This is a genomic window from Pseudomonas sp. PSPC2-3, from assembly GCF_049898265.1.
Lineage (GTDB): Bacteria > Pseudomonadota > Gammaproteobacteria > Pseudomonadales > Pseudomonadaceae > Aquipseudomonas > Aquipseudomonas veronii.
Genome location: NZ_JAFCXJ010000012.1, coordinates 74,658 through 99,259 on the forward strand (window position 1 = coordinate 74,658; position 24,602 = coordinate 99,259).

Below are 24,602 nucleotides of genomic sequence, written 5' to 3' on the forward strand. Positions count from 1 at the left end.
TACGGTCTCAAGCTGCCTGTTTGGCCGTGACGAACGCCGCAAGGCTGGCCACGTTGGTGAAGTGATTGCGGGTGTCCTTGGCGTCGGCATCGATCTTGAAGCCGTACTTTTTCTGGATCGCCAGGCCCAGTTCCAGGGCGTCGACTGAGTCCAGGCCCAGGCCTTCGCCGAACAGGGTTTGGTCGCTGTTGATGTCGTCGACGCTGATGTCTTCCAGGCCCAGGGCCTCGATGATCAGCGTCTTTATGTCGTGCTCAAGGCTGTTTGAGTTGCTCATCTTCGGCGAGCTCCTTAATAAAATAGTGATGCAGGTAATCGTTGAGCTTGCGTGAGGCCTGGGGCGCGGGGCCGAGTGCGGCGAACGCTTGTGGTTCTATATCGGCACCCACCCGTAAACTGAAGTGAAAGCGGCGTTTGGGAATGCGATACCAGGGTTCGGCCTTGGTCAGGGTGGTCGGGCTGACCTTGATTACCACGGGGGTGATGATTGTCGCACCACGCAACGCAATCGCGGCGCCGCCGCGATGAAAGGCAGGCGCCGCGCCGGGTGTGGTGCGGGTGCCTTCTGGAAAGATGATCAGGGTCTGACCTTCGCGCAGCGCATCGGCGGCGGCGTCGAGCATGTCCGCGCTGCCGTCATTGCTGATGTAGCCGGCATCGCGCACCGGCCCACGGGTGAACGGGTTTTGAAACAGGCTCTGCTTGACCACGCAGTTGGTCTGGCGCATCAGGCCGATCAGGAACACCACGTCGATCAGTGACGGGTGGTTGGCGACGATCATCTGGCCGGGGCGCCCGAGTTTGTCGACGCCGTCGACGCTGAACGTGAGAATGCCCAGGCGCTGCATCCACCGAATGAACAACCAGAACAGGCGACTGATGGTATGCCGCGCGCGCCGTTGGTGCTGCTTGGCAGTCCCCGGCAGGCAATTGAGCAACGGAAATACCAGTAAGCGCAGGCACAGCCCGCCGACGCCAAACAGCGCGAAGCTGGCGGCGGTGGCGAACAGGCGCCAGTAGTAGGCGTCCCGTGGCTTGTCGTTCAGGGCTTGCGTTGCCAGTTCCATACGCGGTTCTTCCAGGCGTGTTGGCAGGCGCCCTGTTCGGTCAACAGGGTGCGTAGCAGGTTCAGGGCATGAGGCCACTGGGTGTGAGTGTGTTGGACCGTGCCGGTGCGCAGTTCCAGTTGCCACTCGTCGCCCGGCGTCAGTAACAGGCCGAGGGCGTAGGGGAAGGGCACGTCGTGGATCCAGTTGGCGTAGGCCTCGGGGGGCTGTTCCTCGCTGATCACCAGCAATACCGCCGGGGCGCCTTCGTTGAGCAGGGCCGCTGCTTCGAGCATGCCGTGTTCCAGGCCATCGCCGGCGGCGGCGAGGGCGGTCATTTCGCTGGTTTCATTGCGCAGGATCGACCACAGGCCAATCACCGCGTTATGCACCGACAGGCTGAACTGAGTCGGCGACAGCGGCTGATCGTTGGCCAGGTCGCTGAGGATGTCGAGGGTGCGCGGGGTTTCGCCGTGGCGGGAAACGAACACCAGCGGCAGGTCTTGCAGGCCCTCGGCCAGCGGCCAGCCCACGCTGAAAGCCATGCGCGCCAGACGGCTCAGGCGGCGGCGCTGCATGGCCGGTAAAAACGAGACGTCGGGGGAGGCTTCGCTGGCGGGTAGCAACACTGGCGCCTGGCACCAGGCGCGCCAGTCGTCCGCACTTTCGAGGCCCGGAGCCCAGGCGCGCCATTGGCTGATATTGAAATTGATCACTGAGAAGATATCCCGCCCCTGCGGGCTTCCATGCGCGGCCACTGGCCCCGAATACCGGGACAGGGAGCAGCAGCCGAATGGCGCGCATTATCCCGGTGCTGTGGGGTTCTAGCAAACTTTGGTAAATATTTGTTCACGGCCGATTACAATTTGCTGGGGAAGATTTACAGATTGTCCTTCACTGAGAACCGAGCTGGATTGTCGGACTGTTCCTTTTCATTTGTACGTTAGATGCTAGCCCTGACCATTAATGCAGCAGTGCATGGATGAACGAGGTAGCTAACCGGCGCTTTTGCCCTCTACACTCGGGCATTCATTGGTACACGGAGGTTTTTCCATGCGGCGCGTGGTGTTCAATCAAAAAGGCGGGGTTGGCAAGTCCAGCATCGCCTGCAACCTGGCGGCGGTCAGCGCCAGTGAAGGTTATCGAACCCTGTTGGTGGACCTCGATGCACAAGCCAACTCTACTCAGTACCTCACCGGGCTGACCGGCGACGATATACCGATGGGTATTGCCGAGTTCTTCAAGCAAACCCTGTCTTCGGGGCCGTTCGCCAAGAAAAACCGGGTGGATATCTACGAAACGCCCTTCGACAACCTGCACGTGATCACCGCCACCGCTGAGCTGGCGGACTTGCAGCCCAAGCTCGAAGCCAAGCACAAGATCAACAAGCTGCGAAAGCTGCTGGATGAACTGAGCGAAGACTACGACCGGATTTACCTGGATACCCCGCCAGCGTTGAATTTTTATGCGGTTTCGGCGCTGATTGCTGCTGATCGTGTGTTGATCCCCTTCGATTGCGACAGTTTCTCGCGCCAGGCGCTGTATGGCCTGCTGGCGGAAATCGAAGAATTGAAGGAAGACCACAACGAAGGCCTGGAAGTCGAAGGCATCGTGGTCAACCAGTTCCAGGCGCGAGCGAGCTTGCCGCAGCAGATGCTCGATGAGTTGATTGCCGAAGGCTTGCCGGTGCTGCCGGTGTACCTGGCGAGTTCGGTACGCATGCGTGAGTCGCACCAGCAGAACAAACCGCTGATCCACCTGGACCCACGGCACAAGCTGACGCAGCAGTTTGTGGAGTTGCATAACCTGCTGGAAAACGCCTGACCCAAAGCACCACACTGGCCTGCGTTGTGCTCAAGGTCGAGTTACACCCCTTGGCTACGCAACCAGCTCATCAACTGCGGTAACGGAAACGCCCCACTCTGACGCGCCACTTCGCGGCCGTTCTTGAACAGAATCAAGCTGGGAATCGAGCGAATCCCCAACTGCGCCGACAACTGCTGATTGGCCTCGCTGTCCAGCTTGGCCAACCGGCACTTGCCTTCCAACTGCGCAGCGGCCTGCTCGAAGATGGGTGCGAACGACTTGCACGGCCCACACCAATCGGCCCACACATCCACCAGCAACGGCAGGTCGCCCTTGATCTGGCTGGCGTAGTCGCCCTGTTTCAGTTCAAAAGGTTTGTTCAGCAGCACCGGCTGCTTGCAGCGCCCGCACTTCGGCGCATCGCCCAGGCGTTCGCCGGGGATGCGATTGAGGCCGTTGCAGTGCGGGCAGGGAATGACGAGAGGGTTGGACATGGTGGCGCTCCTTTGAGACTGGCCAATAGATCCTATTTGGAGTCAGGTCTGGGGTTTATCAAGGCGTGGGAGCGGTGACTCATCCGTTCACAGTTTCTGCCATGTCGATGTGAAGCCGCTTATCTAGGCTGTTGGAGCGCGTTCTGTTTTCCGCCATCTGTCTGTTTGCGGTTATAGCAAATTGCGATAGTTTGAGTTCGGGTTTAACCTTCATAGCAAGATGCGATAAGGATGTTGCATGCGAGTGATTAGTGAGAAAAGGATCTGGGAAGCAAAGGAAAAGTGGCCGCGCTCAGCGAGTGCTTTGGATGAGTGGTACCGACGGATAAAGCGCAATAGCCCAGGAGATTTCGCGTCAATGAAAGGCATTTTTCCTGCGACGGATAAAGTCGGGCAGTTCCATGTGTTCGACATCGGTGGCAATAAACTGAGGTTAATTGCTTTCGTGCGGTACCCAGCACAACGAATTTACATCAAGCATCTGCTCGATCACCGCGAATACGAACAAGACAAGTGGAAGGAGACAATCAGATGAGCGCACTCATTCAGCTCGCCGCTGAACATTGGCAATTTGTTTCACCATTACTGCGCAAGCCAAAAAACGAGGCGGATTACGATGCACTGGTTGCTGCCCTCGACGAGTTGCTGGATTTGGTCGGGGAGGACGAATCAAATCCGCTTATGAGTTTGGTGGATATTCTCAGTGACTGGATCGAAGCCTACGATCACGAGCATCGTCCGATGCCCATCGTCAGTGGTGTTGACGTGTTGCGCGCGATGATGCGCGAACACGGCTTGAATCAAAGTGATCTGCCAGGCTTAGGCACACAGTCAGTCGTTTCCGAGATTCTGAGCGGTAAGCGTAAGCTCAATCTGCGACAGATTAAATGGTTGGCCGAACGCTTTGGGGTTTCCGTGGAGACGTTCATCTAGCCGACTCTACGAAGAACAACTGATCTCCAAATGCTTGCCCCAATCCGGCGGCCGCTGCGCATACTGCTCCATCCCGGCCTGCTCCTCGAACGGTTTGCGCAACACCTCATGCAGCCGCCGCACTTCGCTGTAATCCCCAGACTCGGCGGCGGTGATAGCGTTCTGTGCGAGGTAGTTGCGCAGGATGTACAGCGGGTTGACCGCATGCATCCGTGCTCGGCGCTGTTCTTCGCTGTACTCGCCATCACGCGCCACGCGGGCCTTGTACGCATCCGCCCAGGCATCGAAGCCGTTCCTGTCGACAAACTCGTCGCGCAACCGCGCCACTGCGAGCGCGGCCGGTTCATCGCCCAGGCGGCGGAAGAACAGCGTGTAGTCCACGCCGCTGTTCTGCATCAATTGCAGCAGGCGCTCCAGCAGTTTCTGGTCATCGTCTTCGGCGCTGGTCAGCCCCAGGCGGCGGCGCATCAGGTCCAGGTAGTGCGCCTGGTACAGCGGCAGGTACAGGCCGAGGGTTTCCTTCAAGGCGTCGACGCTGATAAACGGTGTGAGCGCCTGCGCCAGCGCGCTGAGGTTCCACTGCCCGATCGGCACTTGATTGCTGAAGGAGTAGCGCCCTTCATGATCGGAATGGTTGCAGACGAAGTGCGCGTCAAAATCGTCGAGAAACGCAAACGGTCCGAAATCGAAGGTGATGCCGAGGATCGACATGTTGTCGGTGTTCATCACCCCGTGGCAGAAGCCATAGGCCTGCCATTTGGCGATCAGTGCGGCGTTGCGTTCGACGACTTCGCGGAACATCGCCAGGTACGGTTCGGGCTGTTCCCGGCACTCGGGAAAGTGCAGCTTCAACACGTGCTCGGCCAGTGCCGCCTGCTGCTCGGGCTTCTGGGTGTAGTAGAAGTACTCGAAATGGCCGAAGCGGACATGGCTACGGGCCAAGCGCAACACCATCGCCCCGCGTTCCTGCTTCTCGCGCCAAACCGGCGTGCTCGAGCCGATCACACACAGCGCCCGGCTGCTAGGGATGTTCAATGCGTGCAGGGCTTCTGATGCCAGAAACTCCCGAATCGAAGAGCGCAGCACGGCGCGGCCATCGCCCATCCGCGAGTACGGCGTCTGCCCGGCGCCCTTGAGGTGCAAGTCCCAGTGTTCGCCGGCGCGGTTATACACCTCGCCGAGCAGCAAGCCACGGCCATCGCCCAACTGCGGGTTGTAGGAGCCGAACTGATGCCCGGAATACACCATCGCCCGCGGTTCGGCTTCGGCCCACAGCTTGTGGCCGCCGAACAGTTCGGCGAACACTGGCGTTTCGGCCACGGCTGGGTCGAGGTCGAGCAGGGCCATGGCGGCGTCGCTCGCCACGACCAGGCGCGGTTCGTCGAGGGGCTCGGGCAGGACGTGGGTTGAGAACGCGTCGCCCAGGCGTGCGAAGCGATTGTCGAAGGTCAGTTCGTCGAGGGCTTTCACCGGCCATCTCCAGCAGAATGTCCGAGCATTCTGCTGGGGATAGGCGTTTTAGTCGAGCTTGGAGGGTGGCGGCTCGGGGGCGTCCACCACTTTGCCCGGCGGCGGTTCCGGTGCGTCGTGCGTCTCTGCCGGGTTGGCGATGGTGCGTTTTTCGTCTTCTACCGGCACCAGCTTGTACTCCTGGCCGTGCAGGTTCTTCAGGTAAACCTCCATCTGCCGGAACGAGATGTTGATGTGGTTGTTCTTGAACTCGCGGTTGATAAAACGGTTCACCTCGTCGATCACCGGGTTGCGGTCACCGAGGTCGCGCACGTGCATGCGCAGTTCGTGGTCGAGGGTGCTTTCGCCGAAGTTGAGGAAGTACACGTGGGGTTCGGGTTCTTTCAGCACCCGCGGGTTTTCGCGCGCGGCCTGGAGCAGCAGGGCTTTCACCAGGTCGAGGTCGGAGCCGTAGTCCACGCCGAGCTTGAGGGTGACCCGGGTGATGGTGTCGGTCAGCGACCAGTTGATCAGTTGCCCGGTGATGAACGTCTTGTTCGGGACAATGATGTCCTTGCGGTCGAAGTCGGTGATGGTGGTGGCGCGGATGCGGATCTTGCTCACCGTGCCCGACAGGTTGCCGATGGTGATGGTGTCGCCGATCCGCACCGGGCGCTCGAACAGGATCATGATGCCGGAGATAAAGTTGGCGAAGATCTCCTGCATACCGAAGCCCAGGCCCACCGACAGCGCCGCCACCAGCCATTGCAACTTGTCCCAGCTCACGCCGAGGGTCGATAGGGTCGCCACAAACCCCACGCCGGCAATCACGTAGGACAGCAACGTGGTGGTGGCGTAGGCGCTGCCCTGGGCCAGGTCCAGCTTGGACAGCACCAGCACTTCCAGCAAGCCGGGCAGGTTGCGCGCCAGGGCGAAGGTGATGCCGATGATGATCAGCGCGCCGAGCATGTCGCCGATGCTGATCGGCACCATGCTGATATTGGCCCCGGTGCCGCTGGTGTATTCGTAGAGGGTGACGTTGTCGAGGTAGGAGAACACCGAGATCAGGTCCGACCACACCCAGTACAGCGCCGCGATGAAGCCGCCGAGCAGGGCCAGGCGGATCAGGCGCATGGATTGTTCGTTGACCTGTTCGATGTCCAGGGTCGGCTCTTCGATCACCGCTTCGCCTTCGCCGGCTTCCTTGGCGGCCTGGCGTTTTGCCAATGCCCGCGAATAGGCCAGGCGCCGGGCGGCGACGCCCAGGCCGCGGGCGAATGTGGCTTCGATCACCAGCCAGAACATCAACAGGTACAGGGTGTTGATCAACCGGTCGCTGAGCTTCAGCGCGGTGTAGTAATAGCCGAAGCACACGGCGATAAACAGTGCGATGGGCAGCGCGGTAAACAACAGGCCCGCGGTTTTGCGGAACAGTGAGGCTTTCTCGTGGGTCGTGCTGTGCAACAGCAGGCGACCCAGCAGCCAGGCCATCAGCGCATAGCAGGTCAGCACCACGCCGATGCCCAGCACGTCGTCGGCCAGGGCTGCCGGCTGGTGCTCGGCAATGGCCACCACGGCCACCAGCGCCAGCACCACCAGCCCGAGCTTGCGTACCCAACCTTGCAGGAATGCGACCTGCGGTCGTTCCCAGCGGAAGTGCAATTCGGCGACGCCGCCTGGCGCGAGGATTCGGTAGGCGGTGTAGAACACCAACCACGCCTGGGCGATCTGCAACAGCGCGGCACCCAGGTTGGCGTTTTGCCCGCGGGCGTCGATCTGCAACGCATAACCGCATAACGCCAGGCCCAAGGCCACGGGCATGGCCAGCAGGATATTCACCAGGATCGCCTGGGGCGTGTGCCATTGGCTGTCACGCTTGAAGTGGCCGATGTCCATGTGAACCTTTTTCAGCCGCGCGTACAAGGCATTGCGCCGCCACAACAGTGCGCCGATCAACAGCAGCAACGGCAGGAACAGCAGCGGGCGCTGGGTCAGGCCGTCGTACAGTTCGCTGACGCTGGAGGCCCAGGGCAGGGAGGTGACTTGCTTGCTCAGGTGATCCGGGACGGTTTCCAGCCACTCGGTGTCCAGCGGCTTGTTGCTGGGAATCCAGAACATCTGCTCATCGAGGGTCGCACGCAGGGTGGTGGCGGTGCTCAGCAGTTGTTTCTGGTTCAGTTGCAGGGTGATCGATTCATTGAGCAGCGCGCTCAGCTCGCGGCTCAGGCGCTCGAGCAGGTCGCTGCGGGTGATCGCCAGTTCCAGCAGAGTGCGCCGCAATTGCGGGGTGACCTCATCCGGCGGCTGGTTGGCCAGCAGGTTATCCACATAGGTGCTGGGCGAGCTGATCAGTTCGCGCTGCTGGTTGACCTCGAACTGGTACAGGCGAATGTTGGCGATGTCGTCGGCGAGGTTGCGGTCGACCGTGAGGCGCGGCAAGGCCTGTTTCTGTTTGTACAGAATCTTCGACAGCAGCAGGCTGCCCTTGAGCACGTTGATCTGTTCGTCCAGCGCCGAGTCGCTCTGGGTCACGGTGTCCAGTTGCTGCTTGGTCTGCAGGTTCTTCTGGGTCAGGTCGTTGAGGCGGTCGGTGCTTTTGAGCAGGTAGTCGGACAGCTTCAGGTTGGCCGCGCTTTCCGTGGCCAACAGGCTGCTGCTGCCGGCTTTCTGCGCTTCGATGGACTGTTGGGTCACCGTCTGTTGGGACTGGGCCAGGCGTTTCTGGTTGATCAGGGTTTGCAGGTCCTGGATCTCTTGTTCCAGGCGCGCGGTTTTTTCCACCACCAGGTCATGCTGGCTGTTGCCCAGGTCTTGCAGTTGGCTGTTGCCGGCCAGTTCCTGGCGGCGCAGTGGGATCAGGGCATTGAGCGACGCCAGTTCGGCGTTCAACTGGTTGCGTTGGTCGGCGCTGAGGGTTTTGCCATTGTCCTTGCCGGCCTTGAGGGTCGCGTTGATCTGCTGGATGCGCGTCTGGCTGCTGCTGATTTCGGTCTGCGCGCGCTCGGGGCGGGTCTGGGCGGCGATGGTCAGGCTGTTGGCGTCGGCCAGGTCTTTTTGCAGGTCGCCTTGCTGGGTGGTGCGCTGCACCAGCAGTTGTTCCAGTTGCGGCACCGGCAAGGTGGCGTAGCGCTGGGCCACCGGGACGACTTTGGTGGCCTTGAGCCGGGTCAGTTCGCGCTGGTTTTCGCTGGTCTGGCGCGGGGCGTCTTGCAACTGGCGCTTGAGATCGACCAGGCGCTGCTCGTAATCCTGCTTGTTGCCCAGGTGAGTCAGCGTCTGCTGCAGGATCGCCTGCAGCGCCTTCATGTCGGCGTCGGGCAGCTTGCGGTCGGGCAGCTTGTCCAGGGTTTGCTGGATAGCGTCGGCGCTGGGCGGGTCGGCGGCGTATACGCTGCCGACACAAAGGGTCAGGCCCAGCAGGGCAGTGGCGAGAAAAGTGCGCAGGGTTGGCATAGAGACCGGTCGAGCAAGGTGAAGAATCGGGGCAGTATTGCCCCGCAGTTTAGAGGAAGAGTCCGGGGCCCGGGCGACTTCCTTCGGGGAATCTGACGCCGACTTTGCCAATCTTGTTCCCGTCCATGACTGCGACGGTCCAGATCGTGTTGTTCCACTCCACCTGGTCGCCGACCACCGGCGCGCCGCCGACTTTCTGGGTGATGAAGTGGCTCAGTGGCATGTCCGGGTCGATGCCTTCGAGCTGCAGGCCGTACAGCGCCGAGACTGCGCCCAGTTGGGCGTCGCCTTCGAGGATGAAGTCGCCGAAGAAGCGCAAATCCAAGCCGCGTTGCGGCGCCTGGCTGAACAGTTTGCCCAGGGCCGGCAGGTTGTGTTCGTGACCGATCACGCAGAGCAGATCGTCGGCTTCCAGCACCGTACTACCCGACGGATGGAGCAGTTGCTGGCCACGGAACAGTGCAGCGATACGCGTGCCTTCGGGCATTTTCAGCTCGCGCAGGGCTGCGCCGATGCACCATTTTTCCGCGCCCAGGCGGTAGACGAACAGTTCCCACTCACTGGTGACGTGAACTTCCAGGGCGGCGCGGGAAATCGGCGCCGGCTCCGGTGGCACGGTCACTTTCAGCAGCTTGGCCACCCACGGCAGGCTGGTGCCTTGCACCAGCAGCGAGACCAGCACGATAAAGAACGCCAGGTTGAAGTACAGCTGTGCATGGGGCAGGCCGGCCATCAGCGGGAACACCGCAAGAATGATCGGCACCGCGCCGCGCAGGCCGACCCAGGCGATAAAGGCTTTTTCGCGGCCGTGGAACGCCTTGAACGGCAGCAGGCCGACCATCACCGACAGCGGCCGCGCAAACAGGATCATCCACAGCGCCAGGCCCAGGGCGGGCAGCGCAATCGGCAGCAGGTCGTGGGGCGTGACCAGCAGGCCCAGCACCAGGAACATGCCGATCTGGGCGAGCCAGGCCATGCCGTCGAGCATATGCAAAATGCCATGACGGCTGCGCACCGGGCGGTTGCCGATCACCAGGCCGCACAGGTACACGGCGAGGAAGCCGCTGCCGTGCAGGGCGTTGGTCAGGGCGAAGACGAACAGGCCGCCGGCGATCACCAGGATCGGGTACAGGCCGTTGGCCAGGTTGATGCGGTTGACCATCTGCAGCATCAGCCAGCCGCCGCCCAGGCCGATGAGGCCGCCGATGCCGAACTCGCGCACCAGGTGCAACAGCAGGTTCCAGTGCAGGCCGGTCTGGCCGCTGGCGAGCATGTCGATCAGGGTGACGGTGAGGAACACCGCCATCGGGTCGTTGCTGCCGGATTCGATTTCCAGGCTGGCGGAGACCCGTTCGTTGAGCCCCTTGCCGCCGAGCAGCGAGAACACCGCGGCGGCGTCGGTGGAGCCGACAATCGCGCCGATCAGCAAGCCTTGAATGATGTTGAGGTCAAACAGCCAGGCCGCGGCCATGCCAGTGAGACCGGTGGTAATCAACACCCCCACCGTGGCCAGCGACAACGCCGGCCAGAGTGCCACGCGAAAACTCGCCACCCGGGTGCGCAAGCCGCCGTCGAGCAGGATCACGGCCAGGGCGAGGTTGCCCACCAGGTAGGCGGTCGGGTAGTTATCGAAGATGATGCCGCCGCCGTCGACGCCGGCGACCATGCCCACGGCCAGGATGATCACCAGGATCGGAATGCCCAGGCGGGACGAAAGAGAGCTCACCAGAATGCTCGCACTCACCAGCAACGCGCCGATCAAGAACAGGCTGTTGATGGTGGTCGCATTCAAAGGCAGTACTCCATGGGCAAAATAAGACGGACGCATTCTGACCATGCAGTCTGCGTGCCAGCGATTCTAACCTGTTGAATTGCCGCGCTGTCAAAAAGGTTTTAGCGGCGGGCGCCGATCTAAATGTGGGAGGGGGCTTGCCCCCGATTGCGGTGGGTCAGCTGTAGATAAGCTAGCTGACAAATCGCAATCGGGGGCAAGTCGAATCGTCGCACCGCCCCTCCCACATTCTTAGAGGCGAAACCGCCCGACCATCCCGTTCAAGTCCACCGCCAGGCGCGACAACTCGCTGCTCGCGGCACTGGTCTGGCCGGCGCCGGTTGCCGATTGCACCGACAGATCACGAATGTTCACCAGGTTGCGGTCCACTTCCCGTGCCACCTGCGCCTGTTCCTCCGCCGCGCTGGCGATCACCAGGTTGCGTTCATTGATCTCGACAATCGCCGTGTTGATCGTATCCAGCGACATCCCCGCGCCTTTGGCGATGTTCAGCGTCGATTCCGCGCGCTCGGTGCTGTTGCGCATCGAATCCACGGCATGCTCGGTGCCGGCCTGGATACTGCCGATCATCCGTTCGATCTCGCTGGTCGACTGCTGGGTGCGATGCGCCAGCGCACGCACTTCGTCGGCCACTACGGCAAAGCCACGGCCGGCTTCCCCGGCGCGTGCGGCTTCAATCGCCGCGTTCAGGGCCAGCAGGTTGGTCTGGTCGGCAAGGCCACGAATCACGTCGAGCACCTTGCCGATGTCGCGCGACTCATTGGCCAGGTCGCCGATTAGCGTCGCGGTGGCTTGCACGTCGCCGCTCATGCGCTCGATGGCGCTGACGGTTTCCTGCACCAGGTCGCGGCCGTCACCGGCGGAGGTGGTGGCGTTGCGCGAGGCCTCGGAGGTGCTCACCGCATTGCGCGCGACTTCCTCGACGGCGCTGGTCATCTCGTTGACCGCGGTGGCGGCCTGTTCGATTTCGTTGTTTTGTTGGGTCAGGCCACGGGCGCTTTCGTCGGTCACGGCGTTAAGCTCTTCGGCGGCAGAAGCCAACTGAGTGGCCGAGCCGGCGATGCGTTGCAGGGTGTCGCGCAGCTTGTCCTGCATCTTGGCCATGGCAGCCAGCAGGCGGCCGGCTTCGTCGTGGCCATCGACCTTGATCGGGCGTGTCAGGTTGCCTTCGGCGATTTCTTCAGCCGCGTCCAGGGCCTGGGCGATCGGCAGGGTGATGCTGCGGGTCAGCAGCCAGGCGAACAACAGGGTCAGCGTCGTGGCGATGACCAGCAGCCCAACCACCAGGTCGAAGGCCAGGTTGTATTGGTCTTTGGCCTGCTGATTGGTGGTCAGGGCCATCTTGTTGTTGATGTCCGCCAGGCGCGCCAGCACGGCGTTGGTCTGCTCGGCGTTGCTCAGCAACTCGCTGTTGAGCAACTCGCGCAGCTCGTCGACCTGATTGGCCCGCGACATGCTCTTCATGCGCTCTTCGATCTGATGGTACTGGGCTAGCAGGCGCACGTATTCGTCGTAGGCCGCGCGTTCTTCGCTGCTGTCGATGAGTTTTTCGTAGATGCCCTGGGCGGTCCGAATCTGCTGGTTGCGCTGTTCGATGGTTTCCAGGGTTTTTTGCTGCACGTCTGGCCCGCGGTTGGTCAGCAAGCGGTATGACAGCACCCGCAGGCGCAATGTCAGCTGGGTGAACTCATCGAGGGCGCGAATACTCGGCACGCTGGACAGCGTGATGTCTTCTGCCGCCGCGCGGATTTTGCTCATTTGGTTCAGGGCGAACACACCGAGAAACAACATGAGTGCACCAATCAACGCGAAGCCTAGGAACGCGCGCGGCGCGATATTCATATTACGAAGAGACATGCGGGAGTCCTGGGAAGAAGCGCGATCCATGCGGCTATGAGACAGGGTGAGTATTACCTATCGGCAGTACGACTAAAGTCTAAAGTGGCGTGTGTTTTTATCGCATCTGACGAGGGGCCGGGTCGATTCAGGAACCAGATGGGGGAAATGCAGTCACTAAGGCTCGAAAGTGCGGCCCGGCCCTTAACAATCGGGCTGCGCGCCGGGGATAACCCTGGCATCCGAGGCGAATTTTCTTTATCGTCACCGCCCTTTTAAAAAGCCCAGGAAATCAAAATGTTAGAAGCATCCCTCAGCCAGCTGGAACAACTGGTCAGCGACCTGGTACAGCAGAATCAAGACCTGTTGGGCACCAATGAATCCCTCAAGGCGCAATTGGCCCGCGCCAAGGATGAGAACGACAGCCTGCAATTGAACCTGATGGAACAGGAAGAAAAGAACGGCGCCACCGCTGCGCGTATCCAGGCGTTGGTTGAGCGTGTGAGCGCAGGGCCTGTCAGCGCATGAACGAAGGGATAAAGGTCGTTTCGATTCTCGGAGAGGATTACTCGATCAAGGCTCCGGCCGGGGAAGATCAAACCCTGATGCACGCCGTGACCCTGCTCAAGGCCTCCCTGGCCACCACCAAGAAAAAGTACCCGACCCTGATCGGTGACAAGCTATTGGTACTGGCCGCGCTGAACCTGTGCGCCGAGCAGATCGAAATGCAACAGCGTCACCAGCAGGAACTCGACCGTTACCAAGAGCAAGTCAGCGCCACGGTCGAGGTGATTTCCAAGGCTATCGGACAGCCTTAGAACCACTCATCCTGCATGCCGAGGCACGTATCGTCGCGGGCCTCCAGTATTGCCAGTTCATGATGGCAGCCCGGTACTTCCCAGGTCAGGAAGTAGCGGGCCGCCTGGAGCTTGCCTTTATAGAACGCGGTGTCCGCCGCATTGCCCTTGGCCAGGCCTTCTTCGGCGCGAATCGCCTGCTCCAGCCAGCGCCAGCCAATCACTGTGTGCCCGAACACCTTCAGGTACAGCGCCGAATTCGCCAGGCTGCTGTTGACCTTGCCTTGGGCGAGATCCGTCAGCAGGCCGATCGTCACGCTTTGCAGGCGCGCCACCAACTGTTCCAGCGGTTCTCTCATGGCCTTCAGCGATGGATATTGCTGCGCCCGCGCGCCTGTTTCGGCGATCAACCGAATCAGTTGCTTCAGGCCCGCGCCGCCGTTCTGCGCGAGCTTGCGCCCCAGCAGGTCGAGGGACTGGATACCGTGGGTGCCTTCATGGATCGGGTTGAGGCGGTTGTCGCGGTAATACTGTTCCACCGGGTATTCGCGGGTGTAGCCGTGGCCGCCGAGGATCTGGATCGCCAGCTCGTTGGCCTTGAGGCAGAACTCCGAGGGCCAGGATTTGACGATCGGCGTCAGCAGGTCGAGCAGTTCGTGAGCGTGCTTGCGTTCGACGTCGGTTGCCAGGGTGGTGGTGTCGTCGAACAGGCGCGCGGCAAACAGGCCGAGGTCGAAGGCGCCTTCGACGTAGGCTTTCTGGGTCAGCAACATGCGCTTGATATCGGCGTGCTGGATGATCGACACCGGCGCGGTACTCGGGTCTTTGCTGTCCGGCAGGCGGCCTTGCGGGCGTTCGCGGGCGTATTCCAGGGAATACAGGTAGCCGGCGTAACCGAGCATCACCGCGCCCATGCCGACGCCGATGCGCGCTTCGTTCATCATCTGGAACATGCAGCTCAGGCCCTGGTGCGGTTTGCCCACCAGATAGCCGACACAGTGCCCGTTATCGCCGAAATTCAGCGCCGTGGACGTGGTGCCGCGCCAACCCATCTTGTGAAACAGCCCGGCCAGCAGCACATCGTTGCGCTCACCCAGGCTGCCATCGTCGTTGACCAGGAATTTGGGCACGATAAACAGCGAAATGCCCTTCACCCCGGCCGGCGCGTCCGGCAGTTTGGCCAGCACCATATGCACGATGTTTTCCGACAGCGGGTGGTCGCCGCCGGAGATAAAGATCTTGTTGCCCTTGAGCCGATAGCTGCCGTCCGCCGCAGGCTCTGCGCGGGTACGAATGTCCGACAGCGACGAGCCGGCATGCGGCTCGGTCAGGGCCATGGTGCCGAAGAAGCGGCCCTCGATCATCGGCTGCAGGAAGCGTTGCTTCTGCTCCTCGGTGCCGAAACTTTCGATCAGGTTGGCGGCGCCCATGGTCAGGAACGGGTAGGACGTTGACGCCGCGTTGGCCGCCTGGAAGTGCGCGAAGCAGGCCTGGGACAGCAATGTCGGCAACTGCATGCCGCCGGCTTCGAAACTGCGCGCGGCATTGAGGAAGCCGGCTTCCAGGAAGGCGTCCACGGCCGGTTTGACTTCCGGGATCAGGATGGCCTTGCCGTCCTCGTAGCGCGGTTCGTTTTCGTCGTTTTTGCGGTTATGCGGTGCGAAGTACTTTTCGGCGATGGTGCGGGCGGTACTGATGGCCGCGTCGAAGGTTTCGCGATTATGTTCGGCAAACCGCTCGCGCTGGGTCAGGCCCTCGGCATCGAGGACTTCGTACAGCTCGAAAGCCAGATTGCGGGAACTGAGGAGCGTCTCGGACATGGCGGCTTACCTGTGTGGGAAGGAGCCTGAGTCTAAGTGCGCGAATAAAGGCTGGATAGCAAGATTGATCTGGGTGATGGAGGGGCAGAACGCGGACGAGGAATTGAAATACAGCCAAAATGTGGGAGGGGGCAAGCCCCTCCCACATGTTTACCGCGTTTCGGCAGTTAGCCGATGGTCATCAGGCTGGCGTTACCGCCCGCCGCTGCGGTGTTGACGCTCAGCGCACGCTCGATCACCAGACGCTCCAGGGCAATTGCCGTCTCGCCTTGGGACAAGCCATGTACCCCGACAATCGCCCCGCCACGCTGGGCCACTTGCTGGCAAACCGCGCGCAGTTGATCGGAATCGCCGTGGTGCAGGACTGCGTCGAACAGCACATCGTCCTTGGTCCAGTCGGCCACGCGCTTGATCTTCGCCTGAATCTCTTTCGGCAGGCGTGGGAACAAGGCTTTGGTCAGCTCGGTTTCCGGCCATACCGCCGAACCGCCGACGGCTAATACCGCCGCCAGTTGGGTCAGCAGGTCACCTTCTACTTCTGCCAGGCACAGTACGTGCTCGCGGGGCAGGATGGCGTAGCTGTTGCGCTCGCCGGTCGGGCCGGCCAACAGGCGGGTGATACCGCTTTGCGATTGCGTGGCGAACCGGCTGCACAGCGCGCTCAGGTCGCTGAGCGTGTGGCTGTCGGCCCAGGCTTTCAAAGCGGTCAGCGGTTGGCTCATGGCGTCGCGCAAGCGCACATCCGGTGCGGACAATGCATCGCCGCGAACGAAGGACTGCTCGATCGCATCGGTAGGACGCGTCGACAGCAGGCGGTACAGGTACAGCGGACCACCGGCTTTCGGGCCGGTGCCCGACAAACCTTCGCCGCCAAACGGCTGCACGCCGACCACCGCCCCGACAATGTTGCGGTTGACGTAGACGTTGCCGGCATGAACGTTGTCGATCACCTTGGCGATGGTCTCGTCGATGCGCGTGTGTACGCCCAGGGTCAGGCCGTAGCCGGAAGCGTTGATCTGGCCGATCAACTGGTCGATCTCCTTGCGCTTGTAGCGCACCACGTGCAGCACCGGGCCGAAGATCTCCCGTTGCAGCTCGTCGAAGCTTTCCAGCTCGATCAGGGTGGGCATCACGAAGGTGCCGCGCTTGATCTCTTCGCCGTCGGCGATCGCCACTTGGTACACCGCGCGGCCTTTGTCGCGCATGGCCTGGATGTGTTTCTCGATGCCGGCCTTGGCTTCGGCGTCGATCACCGGGCCGATATCCACCGACAGGCGCTCCGGGTTGCCCAAACGGCATTCAGCCATGGCGCCCTTGAGCATTTCGATGACGCGGTCTGCAGAATCTTCCTGCAGGCACAGTACACGCAGGGCCGAGCAACGCTGGCCGGCGCTGTCGAAGGCCGACGACACCACGTCGATGACCACTTGTTCGGTCAGGGCCGAGGAGTCGACGATCATCGCGTTCTGGCCACCGGTTTCGGCGATCAGCGGGATCGGTCGGCCCTGGGCATCCAGGCGTCCGGCGACATTGCGTTGCAGCAGGCGCGCGACTTCGGTGGAACCGGTGAACATCACGCCTTTGACGCGATCATCGCCGACCAGGCGCGCACCAACGGTTTCGCCCTGGCCCGGCAGCAGTTGCAGCACGCCTTCCGGAATACCGGCTTCGAGCAGGATACGTACCGCTTGTGCGGCCACCAGCGGGGTTTGCTCGGCAGGCTTGGCCAATACCGGGTTGCCGGCGGCCAGTGCGGCGGCGACTTGCCCACTGAAAATCGCCAGCGGGAAGTTCCACGGGCTGATGCAGACCACCGGGCCCAATGGGCGGTGGGCGTCGTTGGTGAAATCGTGACGCGCCTGCACCGCGTAGTAACGCAGGAAATCCACAGCTTCGCGCACTTCGGCGATGGCGTTGGCGAAGGTCTTGCCGGCTTCGCGGGCCAGCAGGCCCATCAGCGGCTGGATCTCGCCTTCCATCAGGTCGGCGGCGCGTTCAAGGATCGCGGCGCGCTCGGCGGGCGGGGTCGCCTGCCAGATCGGGCCGGCGTTGATGGCGCACTGGATCGCGTTGTCGACGTCATCGACGGTGGCTTCCTGTACGTGGCCGACCACATCACGCAGGTCGGACGGGTTCAGCACCGGCGCAGCGGCTTCATTGCTGGTGGCGCAACCCAGCATCGGCGCGGCTTTCCAGTGGTTGTGCGCGGTGGCCAGCAAGGCGCAAGACAGCGACGCCAAGCGGTGTTCGTTGGCCAGGTCGATACCGGCCGAGTTGGCGCGGTCGCTGCCGTACAGGTCACGCGGCAGTGGAATACGCGGGTGCGGCAGGCCGAAGCCGCCTTCCAGCGTCGCCATTTGCTCGATGCTGGCCACTGGATCGGCCACCAGCTCCTGGATCGAGATGGACTGGTCGGCAATGCGGTTGACGAACGAGGTGTTGGCGCCGTTTTCCAACAGGCGACGCACCAGGTAGGCCAGCAGGGTTTCGTGGGTGCCGACCGGGGCGTACACGCGGCACGGACGGTTCAGCTTGCCCTCGGCCACTTTGCCGACGACCTGTTCGTAGAGCGGTTCGCCCATGCCGTGCAGGCATTGGAACTCGTACTGGCCGGGGTAATAGTTCTGACCGGCGATATGGTAGATAGCCGACAGGGTGTGGGCGTTATGCGTGGCGAACTGCGGGTAGATGACTTCCGGCACCGACAGCAGTTTGCGTGCGCAGGCAATGTAGGACACGTCGGTATAAACCTTGCGGGTGTAGACCGGGTAGCCTTCCAGGCCTTCGACCTGGGCGCGCTTGATTTCGCTGTCCCAGTACGCGCCTTTTACCAGGCGGATCATCAGGCGGTGGCGGCTGCGGCGCGCCAGGTCGATGACGTAGTCGATCACATACGGGCAGCGCTTCTGGTAGGCCTGGATCACGAAACCGATGCCGTTCCAGCCGCTCAGTTGCGGCTCGAAGCACAGGCGTTCGAGCAGGTCCAGGGACAGTTCCAGGCGGTCGGCTTCTTCGGCATCGATGTTCAGGCCGATGTCGTATTGCTTGGCCAGCAGGGTCAGGGACAGCAAGCGCGGGTACAGCTCGTCCATCACCCGTTCGTACTGGGCACGGCTGTAACGTGGGTGCAGGGCCGACAGCTTGATGGAAATGCCCGGGCCTTCATAAATCCCACGGCCGTTCGAGGCTTTGCCGATGGAATGAATGGCTTGTTCGTAAGAGGCGAGGTACTTCTGCGCATCGTGTTCGGTGAGTGCGGCTTCACCGAGCATGTCGTAGGAATAGCGGAAACCCTTGGCTTCGAACTTGCTCGCATTGGCCAGGGCTTCGGCGATGGTTTCGCCGGTGACGAACTGCTCGCCCATCAGGCGCATGGCCATGTCGACGCCCTTGCGGATCATCGGCTCGCCGCTCTTGCCGATGATGCGGCTCAGGGATGAGGTCAGGCCTGCTTCGTTGTGGGTGGCGACCAGTTTGCCGGTCAGCAGCAGGCCCCAGGTGGCCGCGTTGACGAACAGCGACGGGCTGTTGCCCAGGTGCGGTTGCCAGTTACCGGTGCTGATCTTGTCGCGGATCAGTGCGTCGCGGGTGCCTTTGTCGGGGATGCGCAGCAGCGCTTCGGCCAGGCACATCAGTGCCACGCCTTCCTGGGACGACAGGGAGAATTCCTGCAGCAAACCCTGGACGATGCCGGCACGGCCGCCGGCGCTCTTCTGATTGCGCAGTTTTTCTGCAATCGACGCGGCCAGCTTATTCGTGGCTTCGGCCATCTGGGCCGGCAGGCGAGCCTGTTCGATCAGCATCGGCACCACTTCCGGCTCCGGGCGGCGGTAAGCGGCGGTGATCGAGGCGCGCAGTACGGATTGCGGCAGGATGCTCTCGGCGAACTCGAGGAAGCACTGATGGGCGTGGTCGGCCTGGACCTCGCCGGCGTCATCGGCCTCCTTGCTGCTCAAGCCATTGAGCTCGGTCAGGGTTGCACCACCCTCGAGTTTCTCCAGGTAATTGAAAATCGCCTGCTTGATCAGCCAGTGCGGCGTGCGATCAATGGAGGTCGCGGCCGCCTTCAGGCGCTCGCGGGTCGGGTCGTCGAGTTTGACCCCAAGGGTGGTTGTAGCCATTTTCTTATCCTCATGGGTGCCACTACCGAGTGGCATCAGCTGGCGGCAAGATTAGCTTCGGTCTGGAAGGGGTGCAACCGGGTGCAACCCTTTTTATGCATGAATTTTTCGCCGTTCCATCGGGAAAAAATCGACACTCGACCGAATCCGCTGCACTTTGGTGCATTTGCTTCTGAGATCGGCTGTTCTTGCTCCGAAAAGGAGCAAAAACGCGGTGTTTTCTGTAAAACACATCGAGGTGCAACTTATTCGCGAGAAACTGGTTGCACCTTATTTGCTTTGTTGAATAGCATTCGCGGCCAAGGTGCAACCACCCGTATGGTGTGGTTCATCGGCTGACGGCTTTCCTGGGGAAACGTCAGTCATAAATGCGCGCGATGCAGCTACGTTTACTCACTGGATCAGTGGGTGGCCGTCTGACAGACCGCCGCTACATAAAAACAAAGCCAGGGCGTCACTTCTATGAGCGTTAGTAATCCAACCCTGATCACGTTCGTGATCTACATCGCAGCAATGGTGCTGATCGGCTTCATGGCCTATCGCTCCACCAACAACCTTTCCGATTACATCCTGGGCGGTCGCAGCCTCGGTAGCGTGGTGACTGCCTTGTCAGCCGGTGCTTCCGACATGAGCGGCTGGTTGTTGATGGGCCTGCCGGGCGCGATCTACATGTCCGGCCTGTCGGAAAGCTGGATCGCCATCGGCCTGATCGTCGGTGCGTACCTCAACTGGCTGTTCGTGGCCGGTCGCCTGCGCGTGCAGACCGAGCACAACGGCGACGCCCTGACGCTGCCGGATTACTTTTCCAGCCGTTTCGAAGATAAAAGCGGCCTGCTGCGGATCATCTCCGCAGTAGTGATCCTGGTGTTCTTCACCATCTATTGCGCTTCCGGCATCGTGGCCGGTGCCCGCCTGTTCGAAAGCACCTTCGGCATGTCCTACGAGACTGCGCTGTGGGCCGGCGCGGCGGCGACGATTGCCTACACCTTTGTCGGTGGTTTCCTGGCCGTGAGCTGGACCGACACCGTACAAGCCACCCTGATGATCTTCGCGCTGATCCTGACGCCGATCATCGTGCTGCTGGCCACCGGCGGTATCGATACCACGTTCCTGGCGATCGAAGCGAAGAACCCCGACAACTTCAACATGCTGAAAAACACCAGCTTCATCGGCATCATCTCGCTGATGGGCTGGGGCCTGGGTTACTTCGGCCAGCCGCACATCCTCGCGCGCTTCATGGCGGCGGATTCGGTGAAGTCGATCGCCAAGGCGCGTCGCATCTCCATGACCTGGATGATCCTGTGCCTGGGCGGCACCGTGGCCGTGGGCTTCTTCGGCATCGCCTACTTCTCGGCGCACCCGGAAGTGGCCGGCCCCGTGACCGAGAACCACGAGCGCGTGTTTATCGAGCTGGCCAAGCTGCTGTTCAACCCATGGATTGCTGGCGTTCTGCTGTCGGCGATTCTGGCGGCGGTCATGAGCACTTTGAGCTGCCAATTGCTGGTGTGCTCCAGCGCCCTGACCGAGGACTTCTACAAGACCTTCCTGCGCAAGAACGCTTCCCAGGTTGAGCTAGTGTGGGTCGGCCGCGCCATGGTGCTGCTGGTGGCCGTGATCGCCATCGGCCTGGCCGCCAACCCGAATAACCGCGTATTGGGCCTGGTGAGCTACGCCTGGGCCGGCTTCGGCGCCGCGTTCGGCCCTGTGGTGCTGATCTCGGTGATCTGGAAGCAGATGACCCGCAATGGCGCACTGGCTGGCATTCTGGTCGGCGCGATCACCGTGATCGTGTGGAAGCATTTCGAATTGCTGGGCCTGTACGAAATCATCCCAGGCTTCATCTTCGCCAGCCTGGCGATCTACATCGTCAGCAAGCTGGGCGCGCCGACTGCGGGTATGGTTGAGCGCTTTGATGCTGCCGAGAAAGACTACAACCTCAACAAATAAAACCTCGGGCGTTATGCGCCTGATGTGTTGAAGAAAACGGCTCGCTATCTTTTGGATAGCGGGCCGTTTTTCCTTCTGGTGCTTAAGCAAAGTAGATAGCGACCAAACAAAATCTGGCCCCTGCAATCGGGTGCTTATACGTTCAATTGATCACGGAAATGAAAGATCATCGCGCCTGCAACTCCGACTAGTCCGATCAGGGCTGTCCCGTGAAGAGCAAGTTTTAGGCAGCTCGGAAACGCCTCCACCTGCTGTAAATCAACGACGCCACGTTTTGCATTCCATCGCGGCAGAGCGATTGCCACGTAGACCACGCATAGCCTGCCCAATCTTCCACGTAAGGAGTTGCTCAAAAGATGTTTGTACGTGCTCAAGAGGCTGCACTGATCCAAATAGCGCTCCATCACCTCTAATTTCCGATAGGCCAGAAATAGATCGAGAATAACCGCTATGAGCATTGCGGCCGCTGACCCAAGTGCTATTTGGTCTTTCGTGGGGAGATTGAGGAAGTACTCAATATTCATACAGAACCTCTCCAGCCGTAGCGCCAATTTCACCACCCCAGTGCCCGAAAACAGCGCCTCCGACTCCGCCGGCTATCAAAAGACAGCTCAAGGCGAATGGCCCGGTTGTAGGAGCCATTACGGCGACACACAAGCCCATTCCGATCTGACCTCCAAGGATTCCTCCTGCTACACCGAAGGTCAATTTACCTGCCTCTACATACTTCGCTTTCCTGCAGTGCTCCTCTCTTCCAGTGGAACACGCCTCCTTGATCTCCAACGCCGTTGCAGTCGTACTCAACGCGATGCCCAGCGGCGTGCCTTTTTTCAGCAGCTTTGCCGTCTTCGAAACCCGCGCAATCGTTTCGCTGTACCTCTTTATCTCTCCGCTGTGCAAATAGCTCTTGGTCGAGATTCCCAGCATTTTTTTGATCGAACCTTCATTGCGTAGCCCTGTGCCGTAGCGCGCAAAACTACGCATTTGCGCGTCCAGTTTGGCAAACAGGGTTTGGCGTCGAGCGAGGAACTCATCTCGCGTAGCACCGCCTCCCCGGCGCAGGAATTGTTTGTGCAGTGCATCAATTTCTTCGAGAGTCTTTGCAATGTTTTGCAAGTGTCGACTCCAGGCATCACCCGCCGTGCCTATCCCCAGCGAAGCGTAGCCCAGCAGTTTTTTCAGCAAGTCATAGTTGTGCAGTGCAAAAGCATCCCCGCCTTCGGCCATCACGCTATGCCGAATATCCCAGGCAGCTCGCATCAAGTGTGACTCTTGCGGGGTGCAGATCGCAGTGCTTTCGTCACCGATGATCACTAACTGTCCCGGCAGTACGACAACATTGCGGATGTGAGTATTGAGGGTGTCGAACTTGGCTTCGGCGTATGGGTTCAAGTGCAAACTTGCCTTGAGCTCCACCGAGGTTTGTTGGCGGTCATTGATGAAGGCATAGGGCTGAGGCATTAGCGACTCCCCAGCCATGGTGATCGGTTCGAAGGGCGGTCGCTGCTTGCCATGAAAACAGTCCTTTTTGAATGAGCATGGCTGCGCAATTTAAATAGCGATTCGAGCGGTGTCGTGGTTTTGGCGGGGGATTTTTCGGTGGTTTTTTGCTTTTGGGAAAAGGGCTACTGAGTTGCGCCAGGTTTCCGACAGAGGCGTGAATGTTCACTGCCTTTGCGCCGACGACCTTGCGGCACAAGGTCGCCTGCTTCACGCGCCATGCAGATGTTAGCCATGGCGCGCGGGTCGCTTATCTGGCCTCAGGCGTGTGTTGCAGCCAGCGCCTGTTGCAGATCCTCGATCAAGTCTTCAATCGCCTCGATCCCCACCGACAGGCGAATCATCTCCGGCTTCACGCCGGCCTTGGCCTGTTCCTGCTCGTTCATCTGGCGATGGGTGGTGGACGCCGGGTGGCAGGCCAGGGATTTGGCGTCGCCGATGTTCACCAGGCGTTTGAAGATTTGCAGGGCGTCGTAGAAGCGTACACCGGCTTCGTAACCGCCCTTCAGACCAAACGACAGGATCGCCGACGGTTTGCCCTGCATGTATTTCTGCGCGAGTGCGTGGTGCGGATGATCGGGCAGCCCGGCGTAGCTGACCCATTCGACTTCGGCGTGATCTTGCAGGAACTGCGCGACCTTCAAGGCATTCTCGGTGTGGCGTTCCATGCGCAGGGCCAGGGTTTCCAGGCCTTGCAGCAGCAGGAAGGCGTTCATCGGCGCCAGCGCTGCGCCGGTGTTGCGCAGCGGTACGGTGCGGGCGCGTGCGATGAAGGCGGCGGGGCCGAATTTTTCGGTGTAGACCACGCCGTGGTAAGCCGGTTCGGGCTGGTTGAGGCCGGGGAATTTTTCCGCGTATTTCGCCCACGGGAACGTGCCGCTGTCGACAATCACGCCGCCCAGGGAGTTGCCATGGCCGCCAACGTATTTGGTCACCGAATGCACCACGATATCGGCACCGAACTGGATCGGTTTGCACAGGATCGGCGTGGCCACGGTGTTGTCCACCATCAGCGGTACGCCACGGGCGTGGGCCACGTCGGCGAGGGCTTGCAGGTCGATGATGTTGCCCGCCGGGTTGCCGATGCTCTCGCAGTAGACCAGTTTGGTGTTGTCATCGATCAGTTCGGCGATGGCGGCGGCGGAATCGTCGCGGGCGAAGCGCACATCGACGCCAAAGCTCGGCAGCAGGTGGGCGAACAGGGTGTAGGTGCCGCCATAGAGCTGCGGCGTGGTGACGATGTTGTCACCGGCGCGGGTCAGGGTCTGGATCGCATAGTGGATCGCTGCGCTGCCGGCGGACACGGCCAGCGCGGCGATACCGCCTTCGAGCGCGGCCATGCGTTGCTCCAGCACATCGTTGGTCGGGTTCATGATCCGCGTGTAGATATTGCCGGGTACGTCCAGGTTGAACAGGTCGGCGCCGTGCTGGGCGTTATCGAATTCGAAGGCGACGTTCTGGTAGATCGGCACCGCGACGGCCTTGGTGGTCGGGTCGGACTTGAAGCCGTGGTGCAGGGCGATGGTGGCGTCTTTCATGGTTATTGTTGACCTCCTTGGTTTTTAAGGGCACCCCCGGGCAGGGTGGGAGCTGGCTTGGCTGCGATGG

The 24,602-nt window shown here is 61.1% G+C and carries 19 protein-coding genes and 1 pseudogene; 6 read left to right on the forward strand and 14 right to left on the reverse strand.

The genetic code is table 11. The annotated features are described in order from the left end of the window. Nucleotides 1-7: 7 nt before the first annotated feature. From ACP7E3_RS26185 to ACP7E3_RS26195, 3 genes are read right to left on the reverse strand one after another with little or no spacing between them, the layout of a single operon-like run. On the reverse strand, nucleotides 8-277 hold the full coding sequence (locus tag ACP7E3_RS26185) for a phosphopantetheine-binding protein (protein WP_046384951.1): 270 nt from the start codon (nucleotides 275-277) through the stop codon (nucleotides 8-10). Continuing rightward, nucleotides 255-1,067, reverse strand: a complete 813-nt coding sequence (locus tag ACP7E3_RS26190) for a lysophospholipid acyltransferase family protein (protein ID WP_426124860.1) — start codon at nucleotides 1,065-1,067, stop codon at nucleotides 255-257. Before ACP7E3_RS26190 ends, ACP7E3_RS26185 begins: the two co-directional genes overlap by 23 nt. Then, nucleotides 1,043-1,762 (reverse strand): beta-ketoacyl synthase chain length factor, encoded by a 720-nt coding sequence (locus tag ACP7E3_RS26195; RefSeq protein WP_046384950.1) that lies wholly within the window; start codon nucleotides 1,760-1,762, stop codon nucleotides 1,043-1,045. The genes ACP7E3_RS26190 and ACP7E3_RS26195 overlap by 25 nt, the downstream gene beginning before the upstream one ends. Before the next feature lie 337 nt (nucleotides 1,763-2,099). On the opposite strand from ACP7E3_RS26195, the gene ACP7E3_RS26200 reads away from it, so the two are divergent. Next, on the forward strand, nucleotides 2,100-2,870 hold the full coding sequence (locus ACP7E3_RS26200; RefSeq protein ID WP_017849829.1) for a ParA family protein: 771 nt from the start codon (nucleotides 2,100-2,102) through the stop codon (nucleotides 2,868-2,870). 41 nt (nucleotides 2,871-2,911) lie between these two features. Here the strand turns inward: ACP7E3_RS26200 and trxC are convergent, their stop codons facing one another. Beyond that, complete coding sequence (trxC, locus tag ACP7E3_RS26205; protein WP_017849828.1) at nucleotides 2,912-3,346, reverse strand: thioredoxin TrxC; 435 nt, start codon at nucleotides 3,344-3,346, stop codon at nucleotides 2,912-2,914. Between the two features lie 238 nt (nucleotides 3,347-3,584). On the opposite strand from trxC, the gene ACP7E3_RS26210 reads away from it, so the two are divergent. Both ACP7E3_RS26210 and ACP7E3_RS26215 read left to right on the forward strand, forming a co-directional pair. Continuing rightward, on the forward strand, nucleotides 3,585-3,881 hold the full coding sequence (locus tag ACP7E3_RS26210; RefSeq protein WP_017849827.1) for a type II toxin-antitoxin system HigB family toxin: 297 nt from the start codon (nucleotides 3,585-3,587) through the stop codon (nucleotides 3,879-3,881). After that, on the forward strand, nucleotides 3,878-4,279 hold the full coding sequence (locus ACP7E3_RS26215) for a helix-turn-helix domain-containing protein (protein WP_017849826.1): 402 nt from the start codon (nucleotides 3,878-3,880) through the stop codon (nucleotides 4,277-4,279). The genes ACP7E3_RS26210 and ACP7E3_RS26215 overlap by 4 nt, the downstream gene beginning before the upstream one ends. A 6-nt stretch (nucleotides 4,280-4,285) precedes the next feature. Here the strand turns inward: ACP7E3_RS26215 and selO are convergent, their stop codons facing one another. The 5 genes and pseudogenes from selO to ACP7E3_RS26240 all read right to left on the reverse strand — a co-directional run. Continuing rightward, nucleotides 4,286-5,749 (reverse strand): protein adenylyltransferase SelO, encoded by a 1,464-nt coding sequence (gene selO / locus ACP7E3_RS26220; protein WP_288075140.1) that lies wholly within the window; start codon nucleotides 5,747-5,749, stop codon nucleotides 4,286-4,288. Between the two features lie 48 nt (nucleotides 5,750-5,797). Continuing rightward, nucleotides 5,798-9,181: a mechanosensitive channel MscK gene (gene mscK / locus ACP7E3_RS26225; protein WP_046384947.1), complete on the reverse strand. Its 3,384-nt coding sequence runs from the start codon at nucleotides 9,179-9,181 to the stop codon at nucleotides 5,798-5,800. 49 nt (nucleotides 9,182-9,230) lie between these two features. Then, nucleotides 9,231-10,973 carry a potassium/proton antiporter gene (locus tag ACP7E3_RS26230; RefSeq protein WP_046384946.1) on the reverse strand — a complete coding sequence of 581 codons (1,743 nt, stop codon included), beginning with the start codon at nucleotides 10,971-10,973 and terminating at the stop codon, nucleotides 9,231-9,233. Nucleotides 10,974-11,204: 231 nt separating this feature from the next. Then, nucleotides 11,205-12,077 (reverse strand): methyl-accepting chemotaxis protein, encoded by an 873-nt coding sequence (locus ACP7E3_RS26235; protein ID WP_371928164.1) that lies wholly within the window; start codon nucleotides 12,075-12,077, stop codon nucleotides 11,205-11,207. A gap of 30 nt (nucleotides 12,078-12,107) precedes the next feature. Beyond that, nucleotides 12,108-12,860, reverse strand: a pseudogene (locus tag ACP7E3_RS26240) (MCP four helix bundle domain-containing protein); the annotation flags it as partial. 246 nt (nucleotides 12,861-13,106) lie between these two features. Here ACP7E3_RS26240 and ACP7E3_RS26245 point away from each other — a divergent pair. Then, the gene (locus ACP7E3_RS26245) at nucleotides 13,107-13,337 is read left to right on the forward strand and encodes a hypothetical protein (RefSeq protein ID WP_017849821.1); all 231 of its coding nucleotides are present in this window, start codon (nucleotides 13,107-13,109) and stop codon (nucleotides 13,335-13,337) included. Continuing rightward, complete coding sequence (locus ACP7E3_RS26250; protein WP_017849820.1) at nucleotides 13,334-13,627, forward strand: cell division protein ZapA; 294 nt, start codon at nucleotides 13,334-13,336, stop codon at nucleotides 13,625-13,627. The genes ACP7E3_RS26245 and ACP7E3_RS26250 overlap by 4 nt, the downstream gene beginning before the upstream one ends. Here ACP7E3_RS26250 and ACP7E3_RS26255 read toward each other — a convergent pair. Together ACP7E3_RS26255 and putA are read right to left on the reverse strand one after the other, a co-directional pair. Further along, the gene (locus ACP7E3_RS26255; RefSeq protein ID WP_261754550.1) at nucleotides 13,624-15,426 is read right to left on the reverse strand and encodes an acyl-CoA dehydrogenase; all 1,803 of its coding nucleotides are present in this window, start codon (nucleotides 15,424-15,426) and stop codon (nucleotides 13,624-13,626) included. The two genes, ACP7E3_RS26250 and ACP7E3_RS26255, sit on opposite strands and share 4 nt — an antisense overlap. Before the next feature lie 167 nt (nucleotides 15,427-15,593). Next, on the reverse strand, nucleotides 15,594-19,547 hold the full coding sequence (gene putA, locus ACP7E3_RS26260) for a trifunctional transcriptional regulator/proline dehydrogenase/L-glutamate gamma-semialdehyde dehydrogenase (RefSeq protein ID WP_108526065.1): 3,954 nt from the start codon (nucleotides 19,545-19,547) through the stop codon (nucleotides 15,594-15,596). A gap of 462 nt (nucleotides 19,548-20,009) precedes the next feature. On the opposite strand from putA, the gene putP reads away from it, so the two are divergent. Beyond that, entirely contained in the window at nucleotides 20,010-21,494 is a 1,485-nt protein-coding gene (putP, locus tag ACP7E3_RS26265; RefSeq protein ID WP_046384943.1) for a sodium/proline symporter PutP, read from the forward strand. 134 nt (nucleotides 21,495-21,628) lie between these two features. Here the strand turns inward: putP and ACP7E3_RS26270 are convergent, their stop codons facing one another. From ACP7E3_RS26270 to ACP7E3_RS26280, 3 genes are all read right to left on the reverse strand, one after another. Next, on the reverse strand, nucleotides 21,629-22,018 hold the full coding sequence (locus ACP7E3_RS26270; protein WP_108526067.1) for a hypothetical protein: 390 nt from the start codon (nucleotides 22,016-22,018) through the stop codon (nucleotides 21,629-21,631). Beyond that, complete coding sequence (locus ACP7E3_RS26275; protein ID WP_057003784.1) at nucleotides 22,008-22,955, reverse strand: hypothetical protein; 948 nt, start codon at nucleotides 22,953-22,955, stop codon at nucleotides 22,008-22,010. Before ACP7E3_RS26275 ends, ACP7E3_RS26270 begins: the two co-directional genes overlap by 11 nt. 299 nt (nucleotides 22,956-23,254) lie before the next feature. Further along, nucleotides 23,255-24,532 carry an O-acetylhomoserine aminocarboxypropyltransferase/cysteine synthase family protein gene (locus tag ACP7E3_RS26280; RefSeq protein ID WP_017849813.1) on the reverse strand — a complete coding sequence of 426 codons (1,278 nt, stop codon included), beginning with the start codon at nucleotides 24,530-24,532 and terminating at the stop codon, nucleotides 23,255-23,257. Between the last annotated feature and the right edge of the window lie 70 nt (nucleotides 24,533-24,602).

What these genes read in the sequence shown, in the direction of transcription:
- ACP7E3_RS26185 (WP_046384951.1), bottom strand. Translation starts at nt 277, where the DNA reads ATGAGCAACTCAAACAGCCTTGAGCACGACATAAAGACGCTGATCATC.
- ACP7E3_RS26190 (WP_426124860.1), bottom strand. Translation starts at nt 1,067, where the DNA reads ATGGAACTGGCAACGCAAGCCCTGAACGACAAGCCACGGGACGCCTAC.
- ACP7E3_RS26200 (WP_017849829.1), top strand. Translation starts at nt 2,100, where the DNA reads ATGCGGCGCGTGGTGTTCAATCAAAAAGGCGGGGTTGGCAAGTCCAGC.
- trxC (WP_017849828.1), bottom strand. Translation starts at nt 3,346, where the DNA reads ATGTCCAACCCTCTCGTCATTCCCTGCCCGCACTGCAACGGCCTCAAT.
- ACP7E3_RS26210 (WP_017849827.1), top strand. Translation starts at nt 3,585, where the DNA reads ATGCGAGTGATTAGTGAGAAAAGGATCTGGGAAGCAAAGGAAAAGTGG.
- ACP7E3_RS26215 (WP_017849826.1), top strand. Translation starts at nt 3,878, where the DNA reads ATGAGCGCACTCATTCAGCTCGCCGCTGAACATTGGCAATTTGTTTCA.
- mscK (WP_046384947.1), bottom strand. Translation starts at nt 9,181, where the DNA reads ATGCCAACCCTGCGCACTTTTCTCGCCACTGCCCTGCTGGGCCTGACC.
- ACP7E3_RS26235 (WP_371928164.1), bottom strand. Translation starts at nt 12,077, where the DNA reads ATGGCCAAGATGCAGGACAAGCTGCGCGACACCCTGCAACGCATCGCC.
- ACP7E3_RS26245 (WP_017849821.1), top strand. Translation starts at nt 13,107, where the DNA reads ATGTTAGAAGCATCCCTCAGCCAGCTGGAACAACTGGTCAGCGACCTG.
- ACP7E3_RS26250 (WP_017849820.1), top strand. Translation starts at nt 13,334, where the DNA reads ATGAACGAAGGGATAAAGGTCGTTTCGATTCTCGGAGAGGATTACTCG.
- ACP7E3_RS26255 (WP_261754550.1), bottom strand. Translation starts at nt 15,426, where the DNA reads ATGTCCGAGACGCTCCTCAGTTCCCGCAATCTGGCTTTCGAGCTGTAC.
- putA (WP_108526065.1), bottom strand. Translation starts at nt 19,547, where the DNA reads ATGGCTACAACCACCCTTGGGGTCAAACTCGACGACCCGACCCGCGAG.
- putP (WP_046384943.1), top strand. Translation starts at nt 20,010, where the DNA reads ATGAGCGTTAGTAATCCAACCCTGATCACGTTCGTGATCTACATCGCA.
- ACP7E3_RS26270 (WP_108526067.1), bottom strand. Translation starts at nt 22,018, where the DNA reads ATGAATATTGAGTACTTCCTCAATCTCCCCACGAAAGACCAAATAGCA.
- ACP7E3_RS26275 (WP_057003784.1), bottom strand. Translation starts at nt 22,955, where the DNA reads ATGCCTCAGCCCTATGCCTTCATCAATGACCGCCAACAAACCTCGGTG.
- ACP7E3_RS26280 (WP_017849813.1), bottom strand. Translation starts at nt 24,532, where the DNA reads ATGAAAGACGCCACCATCGCCCTGCACCACGGCTTCAAGTCCGACCCG.